General features: G+C 65.5%; 15 protein-coding genes. 11 read left to right on the top strand and 4 right to left on the bottom strand.

Translation table 11 applies throughout. From position 1 onward, the window contains the following. Nucleotides 1–90 precede the first annotated feature (90 nt). From BJP05_RS00930 to BJP05_RS00980, 11 genes are all read left to right on the top strand, one after another. Entirely contained in the window at nt 91–2040 is a 1950-nt protein-coding gene (locus BJP05_RS00930) for a glycosyltransferase (RefSeq protein WP_256365700.1), read from the top strand. Next, nucleotides 2027–2530 (top strand): phosphatase PAP2 family protein, encoded by a 504-nt coding sequence (locus BJP05_RS00935; protein ID WP_070361772.1) that lies wholly within the window; start codon nt 2027–2029, stop codon nt 2528–2530. Before BJP05_RS00930 ends, BJP05_RS00935 begins: the two co-directional genes overlap by 14 nt. Then, nucleotides 2527–3513, top strand: coding sequence for a decaprenyl-phosphate phosphoribosyltransferase (locus BJP05_RS00940; RefSeq protein WP_070361773.1), 987 nt, complete (start codon nt 2527–2529; stop codon nt 3511–3513). The genes BJP05_RS00935 and BJP05_RS00940 overlap by 4 nt, the downstream gene beginning before the upstream one ends. Before the next feature lie 13 nt (nt 3514–3526). Beyond that, nucleotides 3527–5335, top strand: a complete 1809-nt coding sequence (locus BJP05_RS00945) for a hypothetical protein (protein WP_070361774.1) — start codon at nt 3527–3529, stop codon at nt 5333–5335. Between the two features lie 27 nt (nt 5336–5362). After that, nucleotides 5363–6364, top strand: a complete 1002-nt coding sequence (locus BJP05_RS00950) for an alpha/beta hydrolase family protein (RefSeq protein WP_070361775.1) — start codon at nt 5363–5365, stop codon at nt 6362–6364. Nucleotides 6365–6735: 371 nt separating this feature from the next. Beyond that, the gene (locus BJP05_RS00955; protein ID WP_070361776.1) at nt 6736–8679 is read left to right on the top strand and encodes an alpha/beta hydrolase-fold protein; all 1944 of its coding nucleotides are present in this window, start codon (nt 6736–6738) and stop codon (nt 8677–8679) included. 9 nt (nt 8680–8688) lie between these two features. Continuing rightward, nucleotides 8689–9156, top strand: coding sequence for a DUF732 domain-containing protein (locus BJP05_RS00960; RefSeq protein ID WP_070361777.1), 468 nt, complete (start codon nt 8689–8691; stop codon nt 9154–9156). Between the two features lie 9 nt (nt 9157–9165). Continuing rightward, on the top strand, nt 9166–10095 hold the full coding sequence (locus BJP05_RS00965) for a cutinase family protein (RefSeq protein ID WP_070361778.1): 930 nt from the start codon (nt 9166–9168) through the stop codon (nt 10093–10095). A 40-nt stretch (nt 10096–10135) separates the two neighbouring features. Beyond that, entirely contained in the window at nt 10136–11929 is a 1794-nt protein-coding gene (locus tag BJP05_RS00970; RefSeq protein WP_070361779.1) for a FadD32-like long-chain-fatty-acid--AMP ligase, read from the top strand. A 38-nt stretch (nt 11930–11967) separates the two neighbouring features. Then, nucleotides 11968–16698: a polyketide synthase Pks13 gene (pks13, locus tag BJP05_RS00975; protein WP_070361780.1), complete on the top strand. Its 4731-nt coding sequence runs from the start codon at nt 11968–11970 to the stop codon at nt 16696–16698. Then, nucleotides 16688–18232, top strand: a complete 1545-nt coding sequence (locus tag BJP05_RS00980) for an acyl-CoA carboxylase subunit beta (protein ID WP_070361781.1) — start codon at nt 16688–16690, stop codon at nt 18230–18232. The genes pks13 and BJP05_RS00980 overlap by 11 nt, the downstream gene beginning before the upstream one ends. Nucleotides 18233–18363: 131 nt before the next feature. Here the strand turns inward: BJP05_RS00980 and BJP05_RS00985 are convergent, their stop codons facing one another. From BJP05_RS00985 to BJP05_RS01000, 4 genes are all read right to left on the bottom strand, one after another. Further along, nucleotides 18364–18708 (bottom strand): DUF3054 domain-containing protein, encoded by a 345-nt coding sequence (locus tag BJP05_RS00985; protein WP_070361782.1) that lies wholly within the window; start codon nt 18706–18708, stop codon nt 18364–18366. 226 nt (nt 18709–18934) lie between these two features. Further along, nucleotides 18935–19933 (bottom strand): lysylphosphatidylglycerol synthase transmembrane domain-containing protein, encoded by a 999-nt coding sequence (locus BJP05_RS00990; protein WP_240492775.1) that lies wholly within the window; start codon nt 19931–19933, stop codon nt 18935–18937. Continuing rightward, entirely contained in the window at nt 19917–22235 is a 2319-nt protein-coding gene (locus BJP05_RS00995; RefSeq protein ID WP_070361783.1) for an MMPL family transporter, read from the bottom strand. Before BJP05_RS00995 ends, BJP05_RS00990 begins: the two co-directional genes overlap by 17 nt. A 9-nt stretch (nt 22236–22244) precedes the next feature. Then, complete coding sequence (locus BJP05_RS01000) at nt 22245–22925, bottom strand: NYN domain-containing protein (protein WP_070361784.1); 681 nt, start codon at nt 22923–22925, stop codon at nt 22245–22247. Between the last annotated feature and the right edge of the window lie 2 nt (nt 22926–22927).

A 22927-nucleotide genomic window follows, 5' to 3' on the forward strand; every position in this document is an offset into this window, starting at 1 on the left:
CCCACATATGAGAGCGCCGAACATGCACCGGCGCCCGCGAACGCACTACGCTTAGGGCGAAACTCTAACTAGGCACCGAAAGTGAGACCTGTGGAAACCACGACTGCAGTAGAAGTCCTTCAGCGAGTGCTGATGCCGAAGAAGGGCGAACCGCACGACGTCCGCATGCTGTACCTCATCGAGGCAGAGCAGAACAAGCAGCGCTTGACGTGGGCGGACCGGACGAGCGTATCCATCCCCGCCGGGGAGGAAGTTTCCTTCGAGACGTACTTCAATGCGTTCCCGGCATCCTATTGGCGGCGCTGGTCGCAGCTGGAAAACGTTGTGCTGGCGATGGAGGTTGAGGGGCAGGCGACTGTCTCCATTTACCGCTCGAAGCACGACGGCAAGCGCATCGCTGTGCAAAACGCGGACGCCAGCGACGGCGTGCTGGAGGTAGTGCTGCCGCTGCGTAACTTCGAGGACGGCGGCTGGCTGTGGTTCGACGTCACGGCGGAAACGGACACGACGATCCGCAACGCGGGTTGGTTCTCCGACAAGGAGCCGGAGGCCCAGACGATGCCGGACGGCACGACCACCGGCCCGGAGCCGAAGCAGGTCGCGGTGGGCATCCCGACGTTCAATAGGCCTCGCGACGCCGTCAACGCCCTGCACGCGCTGGCAGAGGACCCGTTCGTGCTCGAATCCATCTCCGATGTGCTGATGCCCGACCAGGGCGACCAGCACCCGTCTGACCTACCGGACTTCAAGGAAGCGGAGAAGAACCTGCAGGGTAAGCTGCAGATCTTCCGCCAGGGCAACCTGGGCGGCTCGGGCGGCTACGGCCGCATCATGTACGAGGCGCTGCGCACCACGGACGCCCCATACATCCTCTACATGGACGACGACATCGCGATCGAGCCGGATTCGATCCTGCGCGCGGTGCAGGCCGCCCGCTACGCGAAGGCCCCGATCCTGGTCGGCGGCCAGATGCTGAACCTGCAGGACCGGTCGCAGCTGCGGACGACGGGAGAGGCCGTCGATAAGGATGTGTTCATGTTCCGCGCCGCGGAGCACGCGGTGTACGACCACGACTTTGCCAAGTACCCGCTGGGCTACCTCGGCACTGAGGAAGAAGAGCTGGACCCTCGCAAGACGACGTCGCGTGCCCTGCACCGCCGCGTCGATGTGGACTACAACGGCTGGTGGATGAACCTCTTCCCACGCGTCGTCGCGGAGAAGCTCGGCCTTCCGATGCCGCTGTTCATCAAGTGGGACGACAACGAATACGCCCTGCGCGCCAAGCAGGCCGGCTTCCCCACGGTGACGTGGCCGGGCGTGGCAATCTGGCACATGGCCTGGGCAGATAAGGACGATGCCATCGATTGGCAGGCCTACTTCCACATGCGTAACCGCCTCATCGTCGCCTCCCTGTACGGACCGGAGGCCCCGGACGCGATGCTGAAGAACATGCTGAAGTCCACCTACAAGCACATCATGTGCATGGAGTACTCCACCATGGCCATCCAGCTGGAGGCCATGAAAGACTTCCTCGCCGGCCCGGACCAGCTGTTCGACATCCTCGAGACCTCGCTGCCGCGCATCCAGAAGATCCGCGCAAACTACGACGACGCCAAGGTCGTCGCCTCCGCAACGGAGCTGCCCGCGCCGACGGGCGCGCCGGGCGTACCCACCAAGAACATCGGCGGGCGCCTGGCCAAGCTGAAGAAGATCCCGTGGGCGGTCAAGGCGCTGCGCCACCAGTTCACCCAGGAGAACCAGGAGCACTGGCAGGCGCCGCAGCTGAACCTCACCGCGGAGGAGGCCCGCTGGTTCACGCTGGCCCGCCTCGACTCGGCGACGGTGGCCACGGCAGGTGGCACGGGTGTGGCATTCCGCAAGCGCAACAAGGCGCTTGCCGACGACCTGCTGCGCGACACCAAGGCGCTACAGGAGGAAATCAAGGAGCGCTGGCAGGAACTGCGCCAGCAGTACGAGGCCGCGAAGCCGGCGCTGACCAGCGCAGAGAACTGGGGGAAGGTGTTCGATGAGCAAGCGTGAAGCTGATATCCTCGTCGCGATCCAGAACGCGGCGTACACCCCGGCAGCCGTCAAGGCGGCCAGGGGCTTGAGCCACTTCGGCGAGCACGACCTTGGCTGGTTGGCCGTCGCGGGGCTCGGGGCGGGCGTCGATAAGAAGAGGCGCTCGAAGTGGCTGGCGCTGGGCGTGGGCACCTTCGTGGCGCACGCGGCGAGCGTCGTCATCAAGCGGATTGTGCGGCGCCCAAGGCCGCATGACCCCCGCGTGAACATTGGCGTGGCCACCCCGTCGAAACTGTCGTTCCCTAGCTCGCATGCGACGAACACGGGCGCGGCCGCGGTGCACCTGATGGACATCACGGGCAAGAAGTGGCCGCTGCTGCTCGTGCCTGTGATGATGCTCTCCCGCAACCTCCTTGGCGTCCACTACCCGACGGATACTATTGTCGGTGCTTTGCTCGGCGCCGGGTGCGCCAAAGCGACGATCGAGGTGGAAAGGCAGCTGAAGTGAGCAACACGCAACCGCACGAACCCTTTTTGAAGCCGGAGCCCCACACCGAGGGCGTGGACTACCAGCAGGTACGCGTCCCGCCGAAGAACCTTCCCGACGCCATGGTGAAGGGCCTTCGCCCGAAGCAGTGGGTGAAGAACGTCCTGGTGCTGGCGGCTCCACTGGCCGCCGGGACGGAGGCATGGACCTCGCGCACCGCGCTGGACGTGCTGTTGGCGTTCGTGGTGTTCTGCTTCGGCGCCTCCTCGATCTACCTGGTCAACGACGCCCGCGACGTGGACAGTGACCGCGAGCACCCGACGAAGCGCTTCCGCCCGATCGCCTCGGGCATGCTGCCGATCAACCTGGCCTACGCGATGGCGGTGGTGCTCATCGTCGCAGCGCTTGGCCTCTCCTTCTTAGCGACGGACGGCTTCGCCCTCGCCCTCGTGATTGGCATCTATATTGCGCTGCAGCTGGGCTACTGCTTCGGCTGGAAGCACATCCCGGTCATCGACATCGCGCTGGTGTCCTCCGGGTTCATGCTGCGCACCATGGCCGGTGGCGTGGCGGCGAACATTGACCTGTCGCAGTGGTTCCTGCTGGTCGCGGCGTTCGGCTCGCTGTTCATGGCGTCGGGCAAGCGCTACGCGGAGCTGCTGCTGGCGCAGGAGACTGGCGCGAAGATCCGCAAGGCCCTGGAGGGTTACACGGCCACCTACCTGCGCTTCGTGTGGACCCTGTCCGCGACCGCCGTCGTGATGAGCTACGCCCTGTGGGGCTTCCAACTTTCGAACTCGGTCGAGGGCGCGGCCGCGGTCTGGTACCAGATCTCGATGGTGCCGTTTGTGATCGCGATCCTGCGCTACGCCGCGAAGGTTGACGGTGGTCACGGCGGCGCGCCTGACGAGATTGCCCTGGAAGACCGCGTGCTGCAGATGCTGGCCGCGGCCTGGATCCTGTGCATTGTGCTGGCAGTTTACGTGGTGCCAGCGCTGGCTTAGTAACATTGGCGCAATGAAGATCAACGCCCGGGTGACGCTGCTGCTGTCGTGCGCCATTGCGGGCGTGTTCGCATTTTGGGGCGGGTGGACCAGGCGCTGGATGTCTGACGACGGCCTCATCGTCCTGCGCACCGTGCGCAACCTGTTGGCCGGCAACGGCCCGGTCTTCAACGCAGGCGAGCGCGTGGAGGCGAACACCTCCACGCTGTGGCAGTACATCATCACCGCCTTCGCGATGGTCAGCGACGCCCGCCTGGAAACAATCGCGATGTGGCTCGCGCTGCTGTGCACGGTCGTCGCGGCGGTGCTGGCCACCTACGCTGCGGGCAAGTTCTGGCACACCGCGCCGGTGGTGCCGCTGGGCATCTTGGTGTACTTCGCCCTGCCGCCCGCGCGCGACTTCGCCACCTCCGGGCTGGAGTGGGGCCTGTCCCTGCTGTGGCTGGCGGCGTGGTGGGCGCTACTCGTCCAGTGGGCGGGCGGCACCGCGCGCCGCGCCGCCCCCGTGGTTGGTTACTGGCTGGCCTTCTGGTGCGGGCTGTCCTGGCTGGTCCGCCCCGAGCTGGCGCTCTACGGCGGGCTGAGCGGCCTGGTCCTGCTGGTGTACTCGCCGCGCAAGACGCCCGGCATCCTGGCGGCGGCGCTGCCCGTGCCCGCCGCGTACCAGATCTTCCGCATGGGCTACTACGGGCTGCTCACCCCGCACACCGCGGTGGCCAAGTCCGCCTCCGGCAGCGAGTGGGCCGAAGGCGCCAAGTACGCCTGGGACTTCATCGGGCCCTACGCGCTGTACCTGCCGCTTCTGCTGGTCATCGCGGTACTCCTTATTTCTTTACGACGCTTCCTCGTCACCGGACGTCGCGCCGCCATCGTGGCGCTCGTCGTGGGGTGCGCGCTGATCCACATCCTGTACGTGCTACGCGTCGGCGGCGACTTCATGCACGGACGCATGTGGCTGCTGCCGCTCTTCGCGCTGCTGCTGCCGGTGATGGCCGCCCCACTGACGCGCCTCAACTTGGTGGTTGCGCTGGTGTTGGTGGTGTGGGCGTCGATAATTGTGGTGCGTGCCCACCCGCTCGACGAAGACATCCACAGCAGGTCGGCGAAAGAATTGGGCATCGTAGACGAGCGCGAATTCTGGACGATGGCCGTCAACCGCGAACCAGACAACCCGCCGCGCTACGCCGAAGACTTCCTGGGCTCGAAACTCATGACGAACTACACAGACGCTGTCATCGAGGCCCGCGACGCCCACGCCGCCCAAATCGCACCGGGGCTTATCAGCCGCGACCCGGAGCTCTACTCCTGGTACCCGCGCCCCCGCGTCCCCGAGGCTGACAGCGAACTGCAGGCCTACCCGTTGTCGCTTTACCTGATCAACCTCGGGATGACCAGCATGAACGCGCCGCTCGACGTGCGCGTCCTCGATACCGTCGGCCTCGCGACGCCGCTCGCGGCCCGTATGCCGCGCGACCCCGAAGGGCGCGTCGGGCACGACAAGCAGCTTGCCGCCGAATGGCAAGTTGCGGACACGGCCGTCGACCTCTCAAAGCTACCTGAGTGGATCGACCAGGACGAAGCACGCCAAGCCCGCGCCGCACTCCGTAGCCCCGAAATAGCCGAGCTGCTCGCCACCTCCCGCGAGCCAATGAGCCGCGAACGCTTCTGGAAGAACATCAAATACTCGCTGGGTAACGGCCGAACCCTCCAGCTTTCCGACGACCCCTCCACCTACCTCAGCTACCTCACAGACGACGAACAGGCACGGCTCAGCCAAGGCGAGGATTTGGGTATCCATAGCGGTACCCGTGTAGTTTGGTAGCAAACTGCTGAGAAAGGGAAACGCTGTATGAAGAACCGCCACGGACTCATGGGCCTAGTGGTAGCGCTCCTGACCGCGCTGTCGATGATCGTCGCCGCCCCCCAAGCACAAGCCGCCAACCGTGACTGGCTGCGCCCCGACTCCACCGGAACCTGCGAGTGGGACCGCGTCGGCTACTGGGTACAACGCTGCACCGTCTGGTCGCCAGCAATGGGCCGCCACATCACCGTCCAGATCCAGCCCGCTCAGCGCGGCGGCAACGCCGGCCTCTACATGCTCGACGGCCTCCGCGCCACCGAACGCACCAACGCCTGGGTCCAAGACGTCAACGCAGCACGCACCTTCGTCAACCACAACATCACCCTCGTGATGCCGGTCGGCGGCCAGTCTTCCTTCTACACCGACTGGAACGCGCCAGCCACCTACAACTTCAACAGCCCCGTCACCTACAAGTGGGACACCTTCCTGTCCAAGGAGCTGCCCGCATACCTGCAGCGCCACTTCGGCGTATCCCCGACGAACAACTCCATCCTCGGCCTGTCCATGGGTGGCACCGCCGCGATCAACCTCGCCGCGCTGCACCCGCAGCAGTTCCGCCAGGTGCTGTCCTACTCCGGCTACCTCACCACCACCATCCCCGGCGCCCAAACCGCGCTGCGCCTCGCACTTCTCGACGGCGGCCTCTACAACCTCAACGCCATGTGGGGCTCCATCTTTGATCCCCGCCGCTACGAGAACGACCCATTCCTGAACATGGGTAACCTCCGGGGCCGCGACGTCTACGTCTCCGCCGGAAGCGGCACTCCATCCGCACGCGACGACCGCTACTTGCCACAGCACAAGGCCGCCGGTATCGCGCTCGAGATGGTCGCGAACTTCACCACACGCCTGTGGAGCGCCAAGGCCACGGCCACCGGCGTCAAGCACACCGCCGTGTTCACACCTGTTGGCCTGCACAACTGGGAGCAGTTCGGCCAGCAGCTCGAGTACACGAAGCCTCGCATCCTCAACGTGATGAACGCCTGGTAGTTCTTGGCGCTTGCCCCCCGTCAGCCTCGCCTGGCGGGGTTCTTTTTGTCTGTGCTGAGGGCGCGAGTGCCACAGGACGCAATTCGCAAACTGGTACTTTTCGTATTTGCAGTTCAAAAAAGGGCTAGTCGAAAACGATTGCGTCTTTTGGCACCGATATCCACCCACAAACAAATATCTTGGTGGCGCAACGGCGTGTCTGGTGGCTAAACTCTCAAGGCATACTTAACCTTTAGAGTGATTTGTTGGCGCCGTCGCTGGTTGATTCCGGGGGAGGGGAACCCTCGGAGTTGGTCGTAGAGCACGCGGCGCTGGTTGTGCACACCCAAAAAATGGCAAAAGCCCAGAAGAAGAGTTGAGGCAGGAAATTCATGCGTGAGACCCGTTCCCCTATGAATCGGATGAAGAAGGCTGCGATTGTTGCGGCGGCGGTGCCGATGGTGGCGTCGTTAGTTCCGGTGTTGTCGACGTCGGCTGCGGCGCAGTCGTCGTTGCCGCTGTCGAGTAACCGTGGTGGGCTGTCGGATAATATTCGGCCGTCGGACCCGCCGAAGCGGACGCCGATTGAGGTGGATAAGAACCCGCAGATCCCGGGCCTGCCTGAAGGTGTGAGCGTGGACCGCATTGAGTGGTTGACGAACCGCCGCGTGGCTGTGTTTATTCGTTCGGCGGCGATGCCGGAGCAGCTGATGCAGGTGCAGATCCTGCTGGCGCGTGACTGGCACTCGAATCCGCAGGCGAAGTTCCCTGAGGTGTGGGCGCTGGATGGTCTGCGTGCTCGTGATGATGAGAATGGCTGGACCATCGAGACGAATATTGAGCAGTTCTACGCTGACAAGAACGTGAACGTGATCCTGCCGGTTGGTGGTGAGTCTTCGTTCTATTCGGATTGGCAGCGCCCGAACAACGGGAAGAATTACAAGTGGGAGACCTTCTTGACGAAGGAGCTCGTCCCGGTGCTCAACAACGAGTTCCGCTCGAATGATAGCCGTGCCGTGGTGGGTATCTCGATGGGTGGTACTGCCGCGATTAACCTGGCGGAGCGTAACCCGCACCTGTTCAAGTTCGTGGGTTCCTTCTCTGGTTACTTGGACACCACAACCACGGGTATGCCGACGGCGATTAAGGCCGCGCAGATGGATGCGGGCGGCTACGACTCGGAGGCGATGTGGGGCCCGGCTGGGTCGCAGGACTGGATTGACCACGACCCGAAGCTTGGCATTGAGGCGTTGAAGGACATGACGGTGTACGTGTCCTCGGGCTCGGGCCGCGATGACTTTGGTAACCCGGAGTCGGTGGCGAAGGGCGCTGCGAACCCGGCTGGTGTCGGGCTTGAGGTGATTTCTCGCTTGTCGACGCAGACCTTCGTCGATTACGCGTCGCGGACGCCGGTGAAGCCGGTTGTGAAGTTCCGTCCGTCGGGCGTGCACTCGTGGGAGTACTGGCAGTTTGAGATGACGCAGGCCTGGCCGTACATCGCGAATGCGTTGGCGTTGGCGGAGGCTGACCGCGGTTCGGACTGTAGCCCGGTGGGCGCGATTGCTGAGGCGACGAAGTCTGGTGTGATCGGTAGCTGCGTGAATAACGAGTACGACGTCGCTGACGGCAAGGGCAAGGCCGAGGACTTCCGTGGTGGTACCGCGTTCTGGTCCCCGAAGACGGGTGCGTACCCGCTGTTCGGCGCGATCCTGGCGAAGTACAGCGGCCTGGGTGGCGCGTCGAGCTGGCTCGGCTTCCCGACCACCGGTGAGACCAAGACGCCAGACGGCGTTGGCCGCTTCGTGCACTTCGAGAACGGTTCGATTTACTGGACGCCGCAGACTGGCGCCTACGCTATCCCTGGCGACATGTTCAAGGCCTGGGGCGAGAACGGCTACGAGACGGGCGACCTGAAGTACCCGGTTGCTGAGGCGAACCAGGTGGGCAAGGGCTACGTGCAGAAGTTCCAGGGCGGGTTCCTGACCCGCAACCCGGACAAGAGCCACAACATTGTCCACGGCGCGATCGCTGAGAAGTACGGCGAGCTGGGCACGGCGACGAGCGCATTGGGCTACCCGAAGAGCAACGAGATCGCGATCCGCGGAGGGTTCTTCCAGCAGTTCGAGAAGGGCAACATCTACTGGTCGCCAGAGACCGGCGCACACGTGGTGCTCTACGGCGACATCTTCGAGGAGTGGGGCAAGCGCGGCTACGAGCAGGGCGCGATGGGCTGGCCGACCTCGGACATGCGCGAAATCCCTGCCGGTGGCCTGGTGATTGACTTCCAGCACGGAACGCTGGAGCAGGTCAACGGCGTGGTCCGCGAGCGGAAGTAAGGAGCGGCGATGAAGCGACTGCTGACGAGCGCAAGCCTGTGCCTCGCGTTGGGCCTGGCGGCCTGCGGTGGCACGACGGTGGAAAGCGATGACGTAACGGCGACGCAGGCCCCGCCGACGGCAACGTCGTCGGCGTCTGGCACTGCAAAGGCGACGTCGTCGGAGGGAGCGAAGCCGGCGTCGAAAAACCAGGGCCCGGCGGATCAGCCGGCGCGTGAGGTGACCTCGATTCCGGAGCAGGCGCCGACGTTTAGCCCGAAAGAGCAGGCGTTCCTTGACCAGCTGCAGCAAAGCGGCGTGAATGTGAAGGGCGTCGAGGATCAGTTGACGGCGACGGGCGCGACGGTGTGCAATGGTGACTCCGTGACGCGCGATGCGGTTGCGGGGCAGCTGGTAGAGCAGCGCCGCACCGATTTGGATGCGAATGCCGTGGCGGCGCTGATTGGTGAAACCGCGCAGTCCAAGCTGTGCAAGTAAGGGAGTAATATGCGCAGAGCAGGCGTTGTAGCTGCAGTCATTGTGGTGCTCGCGGCGATTGGGCTCGGGGTATTCCAGTGGCTCAAGAACCAGGATGGGCCGCGCGTTGTCGAGCCGGGTGAGCCGGGCACCTCGACGGAGGCCCGCCAGGAGCCGGATTGGTGCCCCTCGGTGGAGTTCGTCTCGATTCCGGGTACGTGGGAATCGTCAATTGACGACGACCCCTTCGCCCCGCAGGCGAACCCGAACAGCTTCATGCTGTCGATTACGAACCCGCTGCAGGAGCGCTACCCGATTGACCAGGTGCGCGTGTTCACGGTGCCGTACACGGCGCAGTTCCGGAACATTCAGACGCCGCAGGGCCGCAACGAGATGAGCTACGACGACTCCCGTGCTGAGGGCACGGCGCGCGCGAACGGCGAGATCGCGTTTGTGGCGGAGCAGTGCTCGAAGACGAAGTTCATCGTGGCTGGTTTCTCCCAGGGCGCGGTGATTGCGGGCGATATTACGAGCCAGATTGGCGCGGGTACGCACGCGTTGCCGCCGGAGCGCCTGCTGGGCTCGTTGATGATTGCGGACGGGCGTCGTGAGAACGGCGTCGGCGTGAACCCTGGTGTTGAACTGCGTGGTGTTGGCGCTGAGATTGCGCTGCGCCCACTGCAGATGGTTGTGAGCGCGGCGACGCCAGGCGCAACGATGACCGGCGCGCGGCCGGGCGGTTTCGGACAGGTGGCTGATCGCGCGTACGAGATTTGTGCGCCGAACGATTCGATCTGTGACGCGCCGCAGAATGTCGGAAATGCTGTGGATCGCGCGGCTGCGTTGTTGCTGGCTAACGGCAATCACGCGATGTATGCCTCGAACCCGGATGTGATTCCGGGTACCACTACGCCGCAATGGGCTGTAGATTGGGCAATGTCCGTAATTGATTCTTTCTAGAAACTAACTAGATTCTAGGACCTGACTACAAGGAGTGCCCATGGATCTCCAAGCACTGATTCAGCGGTTTATTGACGAGACCGGCCAGATCAAACTCCCGCCGAACTTCACCATCCCGGCCCTGACCGAGATGCTCTACGGGGCGGCGGCACAGGCCGGTGCGACAGACACCATCAATATCCGCTCGTGGGACTACTCCGCGGACCCGGACGGGGCGCTGCGTACGTTCACGCGCGCGGAAGTGAACACGCGGATCAAGTCGGTAGCGGCGCGCCTGCAGCAGATCGGCGCACCGGGGGACCGCGTGGCCATCCTGGCGGGCAACTGCCCTGAGTACATCTTCGGATTCATGGGTGCCATGTACGCTGGCCAGATCCCGGTGCCGCTCTACGACCCGACCGAGCCAGGCCACGAAGGCCACCTGCGCGCCGTCCTCGCCGACGCCGAGGCCAACGTGGTACTCACTAACAAGCAGGGCGCACCAGCAGTGCGCGCCTTCTTCGCGGAGCTGCCGGGCAAGGAGCGCCCGCGCATCATCGCGGTCGACGCGCTGCCGGATACACTCGCTGCCAGCTGGGTGGCCGGACAGGTGGAGGGGGACGTCGATACGACGGACCATGTGTCCTTCCTGCAGTACACCTCCGGCTCCACCCGCAACCCGGCAGGCGTGATGCTCACCAACGAGTCCATCGTGTCTAACGTCATCCAGATCTATACGGCGGCGAAGCTGGAACAGCCGATGCGCGTGCCGTGCTGGCTGCCACTGCACCACGACATGGGCATCATCATCTCGATGATGCTGATCATCCTTGGCAGCGAGTTCGAGCTATTCACCCCGCGTGACTTCATCCAGCAGCCGATGCGCTGGGTGGAACGCCTCGGTCGCTGCGAGAGCGACCCGGAGGACATCCACGTCTTCACCGCGGCGCCCAACTTCGCGCTCGAGCTGTGCGCTCGTGCCGTCGGGCACGCGCCGCAGGACCTGGACCTGTCCGTCCTCGACGCCCTCGTCATCGGTTCTGAGCCGGTGACGAAGCCGAGCGTCGACAGCTTCATTGCGGCCTACGAGGGCTTCAACCTGGACCGCAAAGCGATGCGCCCCTCCTACGGGCTCGCGGAGGCGACCCTGCTCGTTTCCACCCCGCAGACCCCGGACCGCCCCAAGTTCGTCACCCTCGACCGTGACAAGCTCACCGAGGGGCTTGCGGTAGAGACAGATGGCGGCGTTGTGATGGCCTCCAACGGCCAGCCGGTGTCATGGATGCACTTCGCCGTCGTCGACCCGCAGACCCACGACGAGGTCGCGCCTGGCACCATCGGCGAGCTGTGGGCACACGGCCCGAACATCGCCCTCGGCTACCAGGACCGCGCGCGCGACACCGCCGACACCTTCGGCAACACCATCGGCGCCACGCTCCAGGAAGGCCTGCCGAAGGACGGCTGGCTGGCAACAGGGGACCTCGGCACGCTTCTCGACGGCCACCTCTACATCACCGGTCGCGTCAAGGACCTCATCGTCGTCGCAGGACGCAACCACTACCCGCAGGACATCGAGGCCACCGTCATGGAGGCCAGCGAACATGTGCGCAAGGATTCGGTGGCGGCGTTTGCGGTGCCGGGGGAGGACGTCGAAAAGCTGGTGTTGCTTGTCGAGCGCGCCGAGACTGCGACCCCGGAAGGCGACGCCGACGCCATCGCCGCGATCCGCTCCGCCGTGACCGCGAAGCACGGGCTGGCGCCGTCGGACATCCGCTTCTACGCGCCGAACGAGATCGCGCGTTCCTCCTCAGGCAAGATTGCGCGCCAGGTCAACGCGAAGAACTACCAAGGCTGATAACGAAAAGAAAGGCACGACCGATAGGGTTGGATGCTATGAGTGAGAATGCATTGATCCAGTGGCTGCAACAGTGGGTTGCGGAGACGACCGGTGTGGAAAGCGTTGACGCGACCACCCCGTTTGAGTCCTACGGGCTCTCGTCCCGCGACGCAGTGGTTCTCTCCGGGGAACTGGAGAAGCTACTGGGCCGACGCATTGACCCCACCGTGGCCTACCAGTACCCGACGATCGCTGCCTTGGCCCACGCGCTGACCGCTGACGCCCCGGCGGCGTCGAACGTCGTCGCCACCGGCCGCGACGTGGAGGCGAAGGGTCACGACATCGCCATCGTCGGCACGGCCGGGCGGTTCCCGGGCGCGAATAACGTGGACGAGTACTGGGAGCTGCTCGCCGCAGGCGAGGTCACGACCGGCCCGCTGCCGGAGGGCCGCTGGTCCGAGTACAACTCGGACCCGTTCCTGCGCACCAAGATGCGCGAGGAAGCCACCGACGGCGGTTACCTCGACGACATCGCCGCCTTCGACAACGAGTTCTTTGGCCTGTCCCCGCTGGAGGCGAAGAATATCGATCCGCAGCAGCGCATCATGCTGGAGGTCGCCTGGGAGGCGCTTGAGGACGCCCACATCCCCGCCGACTCGCTGCGTGGGCAGCGCGTGGGCGTGTTCGTCGGTTCCTCGAATAACGACTACGGCATGCTCATGGGCGCTGACCCGGCGCAGGCGCACCCGTACGCGCTGACCGGCGCGTCCAGCGCGGTGATCCCGAACCGGATCTCCTACGCCTTCGACTTCCGCGGGCCGTCCATGAACGTGGACACGGCCTGCTCTTCCTCGCTGGTGTCGGTGCACCACGCGGTGCGCGCCCTTCGCGAGGGTGAAGCCGACGTCGCCCTCGCCGGCGGCGTGAACATCCTGGCCAACCCGTTTGCTTCCCTGATGTTCTCGGAGCTGGGCGTGATTTCGCCCTCCGGGAAGATCCACGCATTCTCTGATGACGCGGACGGCATCGTTCGCTCGGAAGCGGCCGGGTTCATCGTGCTCAAGCGCGTGGAGGACGCCATCGCCGACGGCGACGACATCCTCGCCGTGATCAAGGGCAGCGCCACCAATTCGGACGGCCACTCCAACGGCCTGACCGCCCCGAACCCGGAGGCCCAGGTGGATGTGCTGCAACAGGCGTACGCCGACGCGGGCGTGGACCCGCGCACCGTCGACCTCGTGGAGGCCCACGGCACCGGCACCATCCTCGGCGACCCGATTGAGGCCACCGCGCTGGGCCAGGTCTGCGGTGCCGGACGCGAGGCTGGCCAGCCGCTGCTGCTCGGCTCGGCGAAGTCGAATATCGGCCACTCGGAGTCCGCCGCGGGCGTGGCCGCGCTGATCAAGGTCGTCCAGGCCCTGCAGCACGACACGATCCCGGCCATGGCGAACTTCGCGGGCCCGAACCGCTACGTCGACTTCGACGCCAACAACCTCGAGGTCGTCGAGGACCCGCGCGAGTGGCCGCAGTACTCCGGCCGTCGCGTGGCGGGTGTCTCCGGCTTCGGCTTCGGCGGCACGAACGCGCACGTCGTGGTCAAGGAGTTCGATCCCGCAGACTACGAGGCAGCGCCGCAGTGCCCCGAGGCGCTCACCGGTGTATCAGCGGCCGTCCTGCCCGTCAGTGGCCTGTTGACCTCGCGGCGCAAGTCCGCGGCAGCCGAGCTGGCCGACGCGCTCGAGGGACGCCCGGACGCCGACCTTATTCCTCTTGCGCGTTCGTTGGCGCTGCGTAACCACGGCCGTTCCGCCGCGGTAGTCACTGCCGCCACGACCGAGGAGGCAGTAAAGAGGCTGCGCCAGGTCGCCGAGGGCAAAATCGGTCCCGGGATCGCCGTGGCGGATTCGCCGAACGCGCTCGGCCCGGTCTTCGTCTATTCCGGCTTCGGCTCCCAGCACCGCAAGATGGCCAAGCAGCTCATGGAGTTTTCGCCGTTGTTCGCGCAGCGGATGCGTGAGCTGGACTCAATCGTCCAGTTCGAGGCCGGCTGGTCCATCATCGAAATCATCGAGGACGACGGCCTGACCTACGACACCGAAACCGGCCAGGTCGCGGTGACCGCGTACCAGATCGCGCTGACCGACATGCTGGACGCCGCCGGTATCCGCCCGGCAGCCGTGATGGGCATGTCCATGGGCGAGATCGCCGCGGGCTACGCCTCCGGCGGCATCAGCGCAAAGGACGCGATGGTGATCGCGTGCCACCGCGCCCGCCTGATGGGCGAGGGCGAAGCGCTCACCGCCGACACCGACGCCGAGGGCGCTATGGCCGTCGTCGAATTGAGTGCCGATCAATTGGAGGGCACGGGCGTCGAAGCAGCTGTGTTCGCCGGCCCTGGCATGCTCACCGTGGGCGGCCCCGTTGGTGCGGTGAAGGGGCTCGTCGAGAAGCTGGAAGGCGAAGGCAAGTTCGCGCGACTGATGCGCGTGCGCGGCGCCGGGCACACGAGTGCGCTCGACCCGATCCTGGGTGACCTGGCCGCGCAGATCGCCGGGATTGAGGCCCACCCACTGCGGATCCCTCTGCTGAGCAGCGTTGACGAGCGGGTGGTGTACCAGCCGGGCCAGGTTGTGCACACCGACGAATACTTCCTGCGCATGACGCGTCAGCCGGTCTACATCCAGCAGGCCACCGAGACCGCGTTCGCCGAGGGCTACACCACGCTCGTGGAGGTCGCGCCAAACCCGGTGGCGATCATGGGCCTGATGAATACCGCGTTCGCCTCGGGCAAGCCGGACGCGCAGCTGCTGTTTACCTGCAAGCGCAAGGTCGACGAGGTGGAGTCCATCCTGGACCTCGCCGCGAAGCTCTACGTCACCGGCACCGCCGTCGACTTCACAGCGTTCTACGGCCGCGGCCCGCGTATCGACGCCCCACTGACCCAGTTCAAGCGCTCCGAGTTCTGGACCGATGCGCGCCCCGCGTCCGCGCACACCTCGCTGCTCGGCGCGAAGGTGCGCCTGCCGGAGGGTCAGGTCGCGTACTCGACGGCCGCGGACACGCTGTTTAGCCCGCACCAGATTATCGACGCCGTCGCCGCCGAAGTCCTGCCCGGCTCCCGGGTGGTGGCCTACGAGGACCACGACGTACTTCCTGCCGAGGGTGACGTGACCACGATCGCGGCGACCTCGCTCGGCGGGGTGAGCGTGAAGGTCTTCCACGAGGACACCCTGCTGGCGGAGGGCTTCGCTACCGCACTCAACCTTGGCGGCGCTGTTGAGGAGGACTCAACCGCAGCTGCTCCTGCCGCAGTGGCTGAGGCTGCTGGTGAAGGCGCGCCAGTCGCGGACGAGCTCGCCGACGTCGACGCCATCCGCTGGGACCCGAACTCCGGCGAGTCCGTCGCCCAGCGCCTGCGCTCCATCGTGTCCGAGTCCATGGGCTACGACGCCGAGGACCTCCCCGACGAGCTACCGCTCATCGACCTCGGCCTGGACTCGCTGATGGGCATGCGCATCAAGAACCGCGTGGAGAACGACTTCCAGATCCCGCCGCTGCCGGTACAAACGCTTCGCGACGCTTCCGTCGCCGACGTCATCCGCATCGTCGAGGACGCGGTCGCCGGGGTGCAGTCGGAGGCCGCTGAGGCTGCCGCCCAGCCCGCTGAGCCCGCCGATGCTGCTGCCGCCGAGCCCGCCGAGAAGCCTGAGGGTGCCCAGGGTGTGGGCGTCGCACCGCGCGACGCCTCGGAGCGCATGGTTTTCGGCGCGTGGGCCAAGTTCACCGGCACCGCAGCAGCCGGAGTGACCTCCGAACTGCCCACCATCGACGACGCGCAGGCCGAAGCCATCGCCAACCACCTGAGCGAGCGTTCCGGCATCACTGTGACCGCCGAGCAGGTCAAGGACGCGGAGACGCTCGAGCCGCTCGCCGACATCGTGCGCGAGGGTCTCGAGACCGAGGTCGAGGGCAATATCCGCGTGCTGCAGCAACCAGAACACACCACCAAGCCGCCCGTGTTCGTGTTCCACCCGGCCGGCGGGTCCAGTGCGGTGTACCAGCCGTTGGCTCGTCGATTAGAAGATGACGTCGCGGTGTACGGCGTCGAGCGACTCGAGGGCACCCTCGAAGAGCGCGCCGCCGCCTACGTGGAAGACATCAACCGCATCGCGCCCGAGGGTAAGGTCGTGCTCGCTGGCTGGTCTTTCGGCGGCGCACTCGCCTACGAGGTGGCGCACCAGCTGGGCAACGACCGCATCGCCTACATCGCGCTGCTGGACACCACCCAGCCGTCAGAGCCCGCCCCCGACACCCCGGAGGAGACCAAGGCGCGTTGGGAGCGCTACGCCAAGTTCGCCAAGGACACCTACGGGCTGGACTTCCCGGTGCCCTTCGACCTGCTGGAGTCGGCCGGGGAGGACGCGGTGCTCAACATGCTGGCGGAGTTCCTCGCCACCACTGACGCCTCCGAGCACGGGCTCGCCGCCGGGGTGCTGGAGCACCAGCGCGCGTCGTTCGTCGATAACCAGATCCTCAACCGCCTCGACTTCGCCCGTTGGGCGGACGTGCAGGTGCCGGTGCTGCTGTTCCGCGCCGAGCGCATGCACGACGGCGCCATTACCCTGGAGCCGGCCTACGCCCACATTGACGAGGACGGCGGCTGGGGCGCTATCGTGAAGGATTTGACGATCGTCCATCTGCCGGGCGACCATTTGGCAGTAGTTGACGAGCCCGCGGTTGGCATCGTGGGCAAGTACATGAACGAATGGATTGATAATGGCAACTAGCGCAGAAAAGCTCGCTGACCTGCGTGCACGTCTAGAAAAAGCGCAGGACCCCGGTTCTGAGCGCTCGCGGAAGCGCCGCGACGACGCCGGGAACACCACCCCGCGCCAGCGCATCGCCGCGCTTCTCGACGAAGGCTCCTTCGTTGAGATCGGCGCCCTGGCCCGCACACCCGGCGACGAGAAAGCCGTCTACTCCGACGGCGTCGTCACCGGCTACGGGCGTGTTGACGGCCGCCCCGTCGCCGTCTACGCCCACGACAAAACCGTCTACGGCGGTTCCGTCGGCGTGACCTTCGGCCGCAAGGTCGTCGAGGTCATGGAGTTCGCCATCAAGATCGGCTGCCCCGTCATCGGCATCCAGGACTCCGGCGGCGCCCGCATCCAGGACGCCGTGACCTCCCTGGCCATGTACTCCGAGATCGCACGCCGCCAGCTCCCGCTGTCCGGCCGCAGCCCGCAGATCTCCATCATGCTGGGTAAATCCGCCGGCGGCGCCGTCTACGCGCCCGTAACCACCGACTTCGTCGTCGCCGTCGACGGCCAGTCCGAAATGTACGTCACCGGCCCCAACGTCATCCGCGAAGTCACCGGCGAAGACATCACCTCCGCCGAACTCGGTGGCGCCCGCGTGCAGGAGCAGTCCGGCAATATCCAGGCCGTCGTCGGCTCCGAGGAAGAAGCCTTCGACTACGTCCGCGACCTCCTCGCCCACCTGCCGACGTCCACCTTCGACCCAGCCCCCGTCGAATGGGCCCCCGAGGACGACGACCTCGACGACTCCGCCCTCGACACCTTCATGCCCGACGACACCAACGCCGGCTACGACATGATGGACCTCCTCGTGCAGCTCGGCGACGACGAGGACCTCGTCGAAATCCAAGCCGGCTACGCCGAGAACCTCATTTGCGCCTTCGGGCGCATCGACGGCCGCACCGTCGGATTTGTCGCCAACAACCCCATGTACCAGGCCGGGTGCATCGACGCCGACGCCGCCGACAAAGGCGCGCGCTTCATCCGCACCTGCGACGCCTACAACATCCCCCTCGTCTTCGTCGTGGACACGCCCGGCTACCTGCCCGGCGTCGACCAGGAGCGCGAGGGCCTCATCCACCGCGGCGCCAAGCTAGCGTTCGCCGTCGTGGAGGCCACCGTGCCGAAGGTCACCCTCATCGTGCGCAAGGCGTACGGCGGCGCCTACGCCGTCATGGGGTCCAAGAACCTCACCGGCGACATCAACCTCGCCTGGCCGACCGCGCAGATCGCCGTCATGGGCTCCTCCGCCGCGGTCGTGATGATCCAGGGCAAGCAGCTCGCCGCCATCGAGGACCCCGTCCAGCGCGAAGCGATGAAGAAGATGTTCATGGACTTCTACGACGAAACCATGACCTCCCCATACGTCGCCGCCGAGCGCGGGTTCATCGACTCAATGATCGAGCCGTCCCAAACCCGCATCTCGTTACGACGCGCCCTTCGCCAACTTGCCACCAAACAAGAGCAAGACCTGCCGAAGAAGCACACCATCAGCCCGCTCTAACACTCAAAGGAGAAGAATTTCATGCTTTCCTCTGCACTCGACATCGCCGGAGACATCATCAACCACCTCGTGTGGATGGTCTACGCCCTTCAGGGCGGCGACTTCCTCGCAAACATGGGTTGGCTGTCGAGCTAACGCCGCTTCAGGACAAGTTTCGCTGTCCCGCGCCACCCCAGCATGAGCAGCGCCGACATGCTGCTCGCCACGATGACGAACGAGTAGTGCGGCAGCTTGTGGCGGTAGAAGCCCCAGATGATCAGGCCGACCACGATCGTGATGAGCCAGATCAGCCACCCCTTATCCTTGCGGGTGGCCAGCCACGCCAGCCCCAGCCCAGTCGCGAACGGCAGGAAGGTTTCCAACCAGCCGAAGAAGTTCAGCGGCATCTCTTCGGTCTGGTGCGCGATGCGCGCGAGCAGCGCGAACGCGGCGATGGCAACGTAGTCAGCAGCAATTGCGTACGGTTTTTTGATCATGCCAGACAGTCTAACCCGGTGCCTGGTTGCGTCGGTAGGCCGCTGGTAGGTGCCGCAAAACCTGCTTAGCGATTTTGTGAACAGATTTGCGTCTGCTTCCTGCTAACACCGGTAAAACCGCAAAGTGTAGTAAGAGGATTGTAGTAATCCTCGAAAACAGTTGCGAAACGGGGAATACTACAATCCTATTACTCACATTTGGGTTTCGGCGGCGATGGGACCGAACTCACGCCTTGCCTAGCATGTAGCCGCGCCCGGCGTACTCCGCCGTGTGGACGACCCAGCCGATGGCGGTGATGAGGGCGAAGGAGATGAGGCGGTAGAGGACGGTGACGGCGGTGGCGTCGACAAGGGTGAGGCCGACGGTGACCAGGGAGCCGGCGAGGATGGCCTCCACGGTGCCCACGCCGCCGGGCGTGACTTGGGCGGCGCCGGCGAGTTTGGTCATGATGAACGCGAGGGTGATGCCCATCGCGGAGGTTTGGTTGAGGCCGGGGTCGAAACCTGGGGCAGCGCCCAGGACGGACCAGGCGCAGAAGTAGAGCACGGCCAGGTCGAGGACCTGGTTGAGCAGGGAGAATGCGGCGGCTGCGGTGAAGCGGCGGCGTGACATTTGGATGGCGGCGACTTGGTCGACGACGCCGCTGGCTTTGGTGGCGACGCGGGCGGGCAGGAAGCGTAGCCAGCGTTTCAGCACGGCGGGGTTGCGGGTGGCCCAGTAGAGGCCACCGACTACGGCGGCGGTGCCCGCGAGCGACCCGGCCAGGGCCCACACGGAGAGGCGGGCGCCCATAAACACGACGGCGCTGATGCCGATGAGCGCCATCCACACAGTGGATAGCGCCCCGGAGACGACGAAGAACCAGGCGCACAGGCCGGTGGTCGCACCCCAGGACTGGTGGACGCGGAAGGTCAGCCACGCGGAAAGCGCCGGGCCGCCGGGGACGGTGGTGGACCAGGCGTTAGAGGCGAGCGTGATGTTGATGCAATTACGTAGGTCGGCGATGCGCCCCTCGATGTTCAGGAGCACGAGCATCACGGCGGCCATGGCGGCGATGGCGCCAAAGGCGGTGGCGACGGCCCCGATCAGCGGCAGCGGGTGGACGCGGCGTAGCGTGGTCCAGGCTTCGCCGAGGAAGGGGAGGCGGTCGCGAAACAGCACCAGGCCGACAATCAGGATGACGACGGGTGCTGTCCAGCGCAGCCACTTAGCGTTCAAGTTCACGCTTCTTGAGCTGCTCGAGCGCCCGGCGGGCTTCGAGTTCCTGCATCAATTCCGTGAAGGGGACAAGGTCGGCGTCCTCGTTGACGGTACGGCCCGCGCGGGCGGGGGAGGGGTCGAGGGCGATCGCTTCGTCGACGGGGGTGTGGGTGGGGTCGGAGGGGGCGTCGATAAGTGGGACGGAGCTGGAGCCTTCGCCGAGGCTGCGGTAGGCGCGCTTGACCCAGCGTGGTGCCCACCAGTTGTCTTCGCGCAACAGGTGCATGACGGAGGGCACGATGAGCAGGCGGATGATGGTGGCGTCGAGGGCCAGGGAGACGATCATGCCGAACGCGATGTACTTCATCATGACGATGTCGCTCATGGCGAAAGCGGCGGCGACCACGATCATGATGGCGGCGGCCGCGGTGATGATGCCGCCGGTGTGCGCCGTGCCGTACTTGATGGACTGGTCGGTGGTGGCGCGATTGTGGCGGGCCTCGACCATGCGGGAGACCAGGAAGACTTCGTAGTCGGTGGACAGACCGTAAAGGATCGCGATGATGAGGACCAGCACCGGGCTCATGAGCGGGCCTGGAGTGAAGTTGAGCAGGTCGGAGCCGACGCCGTCAACGAAGACGAGGGTGAGGAACCCGAGGGTGGCGCCGATGCCGAGCACGTTCATGATGACGGCCTTCGCTGGCAGAATCAGCGACCCGAACAGTAGCGCCATCAGCAGGAACGTGGCCAGCACCATGTAGAGCGCCATCCAGGGCAGCCGCTCCAAGAGGGCCTCGATGGATTCGACTTCCATGGCCGGGGTGCCCGCGATGTAGACGCCGACGCCTTCTGGCGCCTCGATGGCGCGCAGCTGGTCCACGACTGCCTGGCCGCCGTTGCGGTCCGCAAGTGGTGCGGAGAGCACCGTGGTGCCGTCCTTCGTCGCCTGGGATGGGGAGAGCGGCTTGGCTAGGCCGGTGACTTCACGGGACTGCAGGACCACGTCCACGAGCTGTTCGTTGGTCGCGTTGGTGACCACGAGCTTGATCGGGTCGGTGCGGAACGCGGGAAACTCTTCGTTGAAGGCGTCCTGCGCCTGCCGTGTCTCCTGGTTGGGCGGCAGGTAGCTTTCGTTGATGCCGCCGAAGGTGATGCCGACCATTGGCACGGTGAGCAGCAGCAGTGCGCCGGTCGCGCCGACGACGACTTTCTTCGAGTTGCGCATCGCCCACGCCGGAAGGCGGTACCACACGGTGTCGTCTATTCGACGTCCCCTCCGCGACGTCCGCCGCACCGACCACTTATCGATGTTCGCCCCCAGCATGCCGAACAGCGCCGGCAGCATGGTCACGGAGATGACCGCGGCGAGCATCACAGCGCTAATTGCGCCGTAGGCCACGGACTTGAGGAAGGCCTGCGGGAACATGAGCAGGCCGGAAAGCGCCACACCAACCATCAGTGCGGAGAAGAACACGGTCTTGCCGGCGGTGGTCGTGGTGGCGGCGACAGCCTCCTCGGTGCTCACGCCGCGGTCGAGTTCTTCGCGGAAGCGGGAAACCATGAACAGGCCGTAGTCGATGGCCAGGCCCAGGCCGAGCAGCGTAATAATCGACTGGGAAAAGATGTTGACCTGCTGGAACTGCGCCAGGATGGACAGCAGCGACAGGGAGCCGATGATGGACAGGATGCCCACGATCAGCGGCATTGCCGCGGCGACCACGCCACCGAAGACGAACAGCAAGATGATGGCCACGAACACCAGGCCGACTTTCTCGGCGCGGGCGATGTCGTTGGCCATGCCGGTGTCCAGCGCGTCCGCGACGGCAGTGGCGCCGGCGATCTGCACGGTGGCGTCCCCGGGCAGCGTGATGTCGTTGAGCGCCGGCTGGATGGTGCGGAAGTCTTTCAGCGTCTGTTCGCCGTCGCCGGCCAGGCCGATCGCGGCGAAGGCGGCGGTGCCGTCCTCGGTGATCTGCTGCTGGTTCGGCGCGGAGAAGTAGCTGGTGATGTGGTCGATCTGGTCCGGGAACTGGGTTTTTAAGGCCTCGATTTGTCGGTTGGCCTCGTTGAATACGGCGGGGTCGGCTACGCCTTGTGGGGCGCGGACAAGCAGGATGACGTCACCGGCGTTGTCGCGGCCGAAGGTGTCGTTCTCGATGGTGGCCGCCGTGGTGGAGTCCGCGCGGGGGTCCTCCCAGCCTTCCTGCGAGAGGCGTTCGCCCAGCTTGGAGCCGAAGAGCACCTGCAGCACCACGATCACCGCGATGACCACGATTGGCAGCACCTTGCGCTGCCGGTACGCGAAATGTCCCCACCTGTAAAACACGGCCAGCTCCTACTTTTCCTTGGTGTTGTGCAGCAACGAGGTCAGTGGGCGGAATGGCTGCAGCCATGCGCCACCGTCCGGCAGGGATTCCAGGTTGATGCGCGGCAGCGGCTCCAGGAATACGTTCGGGATGTCCTCGAGGTCCACGAAGCGCAGCAGTGGGGAGTCGACGGCCCACGCGGCGTGCTCGTGGAACCCGATGACGGTCACGGGCAGGCCGTCTTCCGCGAGCTGCTCGAGCGGCTCCTGGAAGTTCTGGCCGTCGGCAGACGCGACGACGACGCCGCGCAGCACGCCCTCGTCGAGGCGGCGGCGGATGTGGGTGAGCATGTCCTGATCGACGTCCGAATCCTCAGCAGTCTTCGGTTTTGCGAAGACCGCGAAACCCACGTTGCGCAGCGCGTCCACCCACGGGCGGATCGATTCTGCGTTGTGGGAGGCGACGTTGGTAAACACGGTGGCTTCCGGCTCGATGGTGGAGCCGGTGTCCTGCGAGGCCTTCGCCGCGAGCCCGATCAGCCAGTGGCCGAGGGCGTCGAAACGCGGCCGCTGCGCCCCGGAGGGCCTCCCGCCGAGGATCGCGCCGAGCCCCATGTCAAGGTTCGGTGCGTCCCAGACGAGCAGGTAGGTGTCGGGACCTGGCTCTGCGCCTGGCGTGTAGGGGTGCGTCTTGTCCTGCAGGTCCTGCATGG

The sequence above is a fragment of the Corynebacterium sp. NML98-0116 genome, assembly GCF_001767255.1.
Taxonomy (GTDB): domain Bacteria; phylum Actinomycetota; class Actinomycetes; order Mycobacteriales; family Mycobacteriaceae; genus Corynebacterium; species Corynebacterium pseudogenitalium.

Coding starts and splice junctions, on each gene's coding strand:
- BJP05_RS00935 (WP_070361772.1), top strand. CDS start 2,027: ATGAGCAAGCGTGAAGCTGATATCCTCGTCGCGATCCAGAACGCGGCG.
- BJP05_RS00945 (WP_070361774.1), top strand. CDS start 3,527: ATGAAGATCAACGCCCGGGTGACGCTGCTGCTGTCGTGCGCCATTGCG.
- BJP05_RS00950 (WP_070361775.1), top strand. CDS start 5,363: ATGAAGAACCGCCACGGACTCATGGGCCTAGTGGTAGCGCTCCTGACC.
- BJP05_RS00955 (WP_070361776.1), top strand. CDS start 6,736: ATGCGTGAGACCCGTTCCCCTATGAATCGGATGAAGAAGGCTGCGATT.
- BJP05_RS00960 (WP_070361777.1), top strand. CDS start 8,689: ATGAAGCGACTGCTGACGAGCGCAAGCCTGTGCCTCGCGTTGGGCCTG.
- BJP05_RS00965 (WP_070361778.1), top strand. CDS start 9,166: ATGCGCAGAGCAGGCGTTGTAGCTGCAGTCATTGTGGTGCTCGCGGCG.
- BJP05_RS00970 (WP_070361779.1), top strand. CDS start 10,136: ATGGATCTCCAAGCACTGATTCAGCGGTTTATTGACGAGACCGGCCAG.
- pks13 (WP_070361780.1), top strand. CDS start 11,968: ATGAGTGAGAATGCATTGATCCAGTGGCTGCAACAGTGGGTTGCGGAG.
- BJP05_RS00980 (WP_070361781.1), top strand. CDS start 16,688: ATGGCAACTAGCGCAGAAAAGCTCGCTGACCTGCGTGCACGTCTAGAA.
- BJP05_RS00985 (WP_070361782.1), bottom strand. CDS start 18,708: ATGATCAAAAAACCGTACGCAATTGCTGCTGACTACGTTGCCATCGCC.
- BJP05_RS01000 (WP_070361784.1), bottom strand. CDS start 22,925: ATGCAGGACCTGCAGGACAAGACGCACCCCTACACGCCAGGCGCAGAG.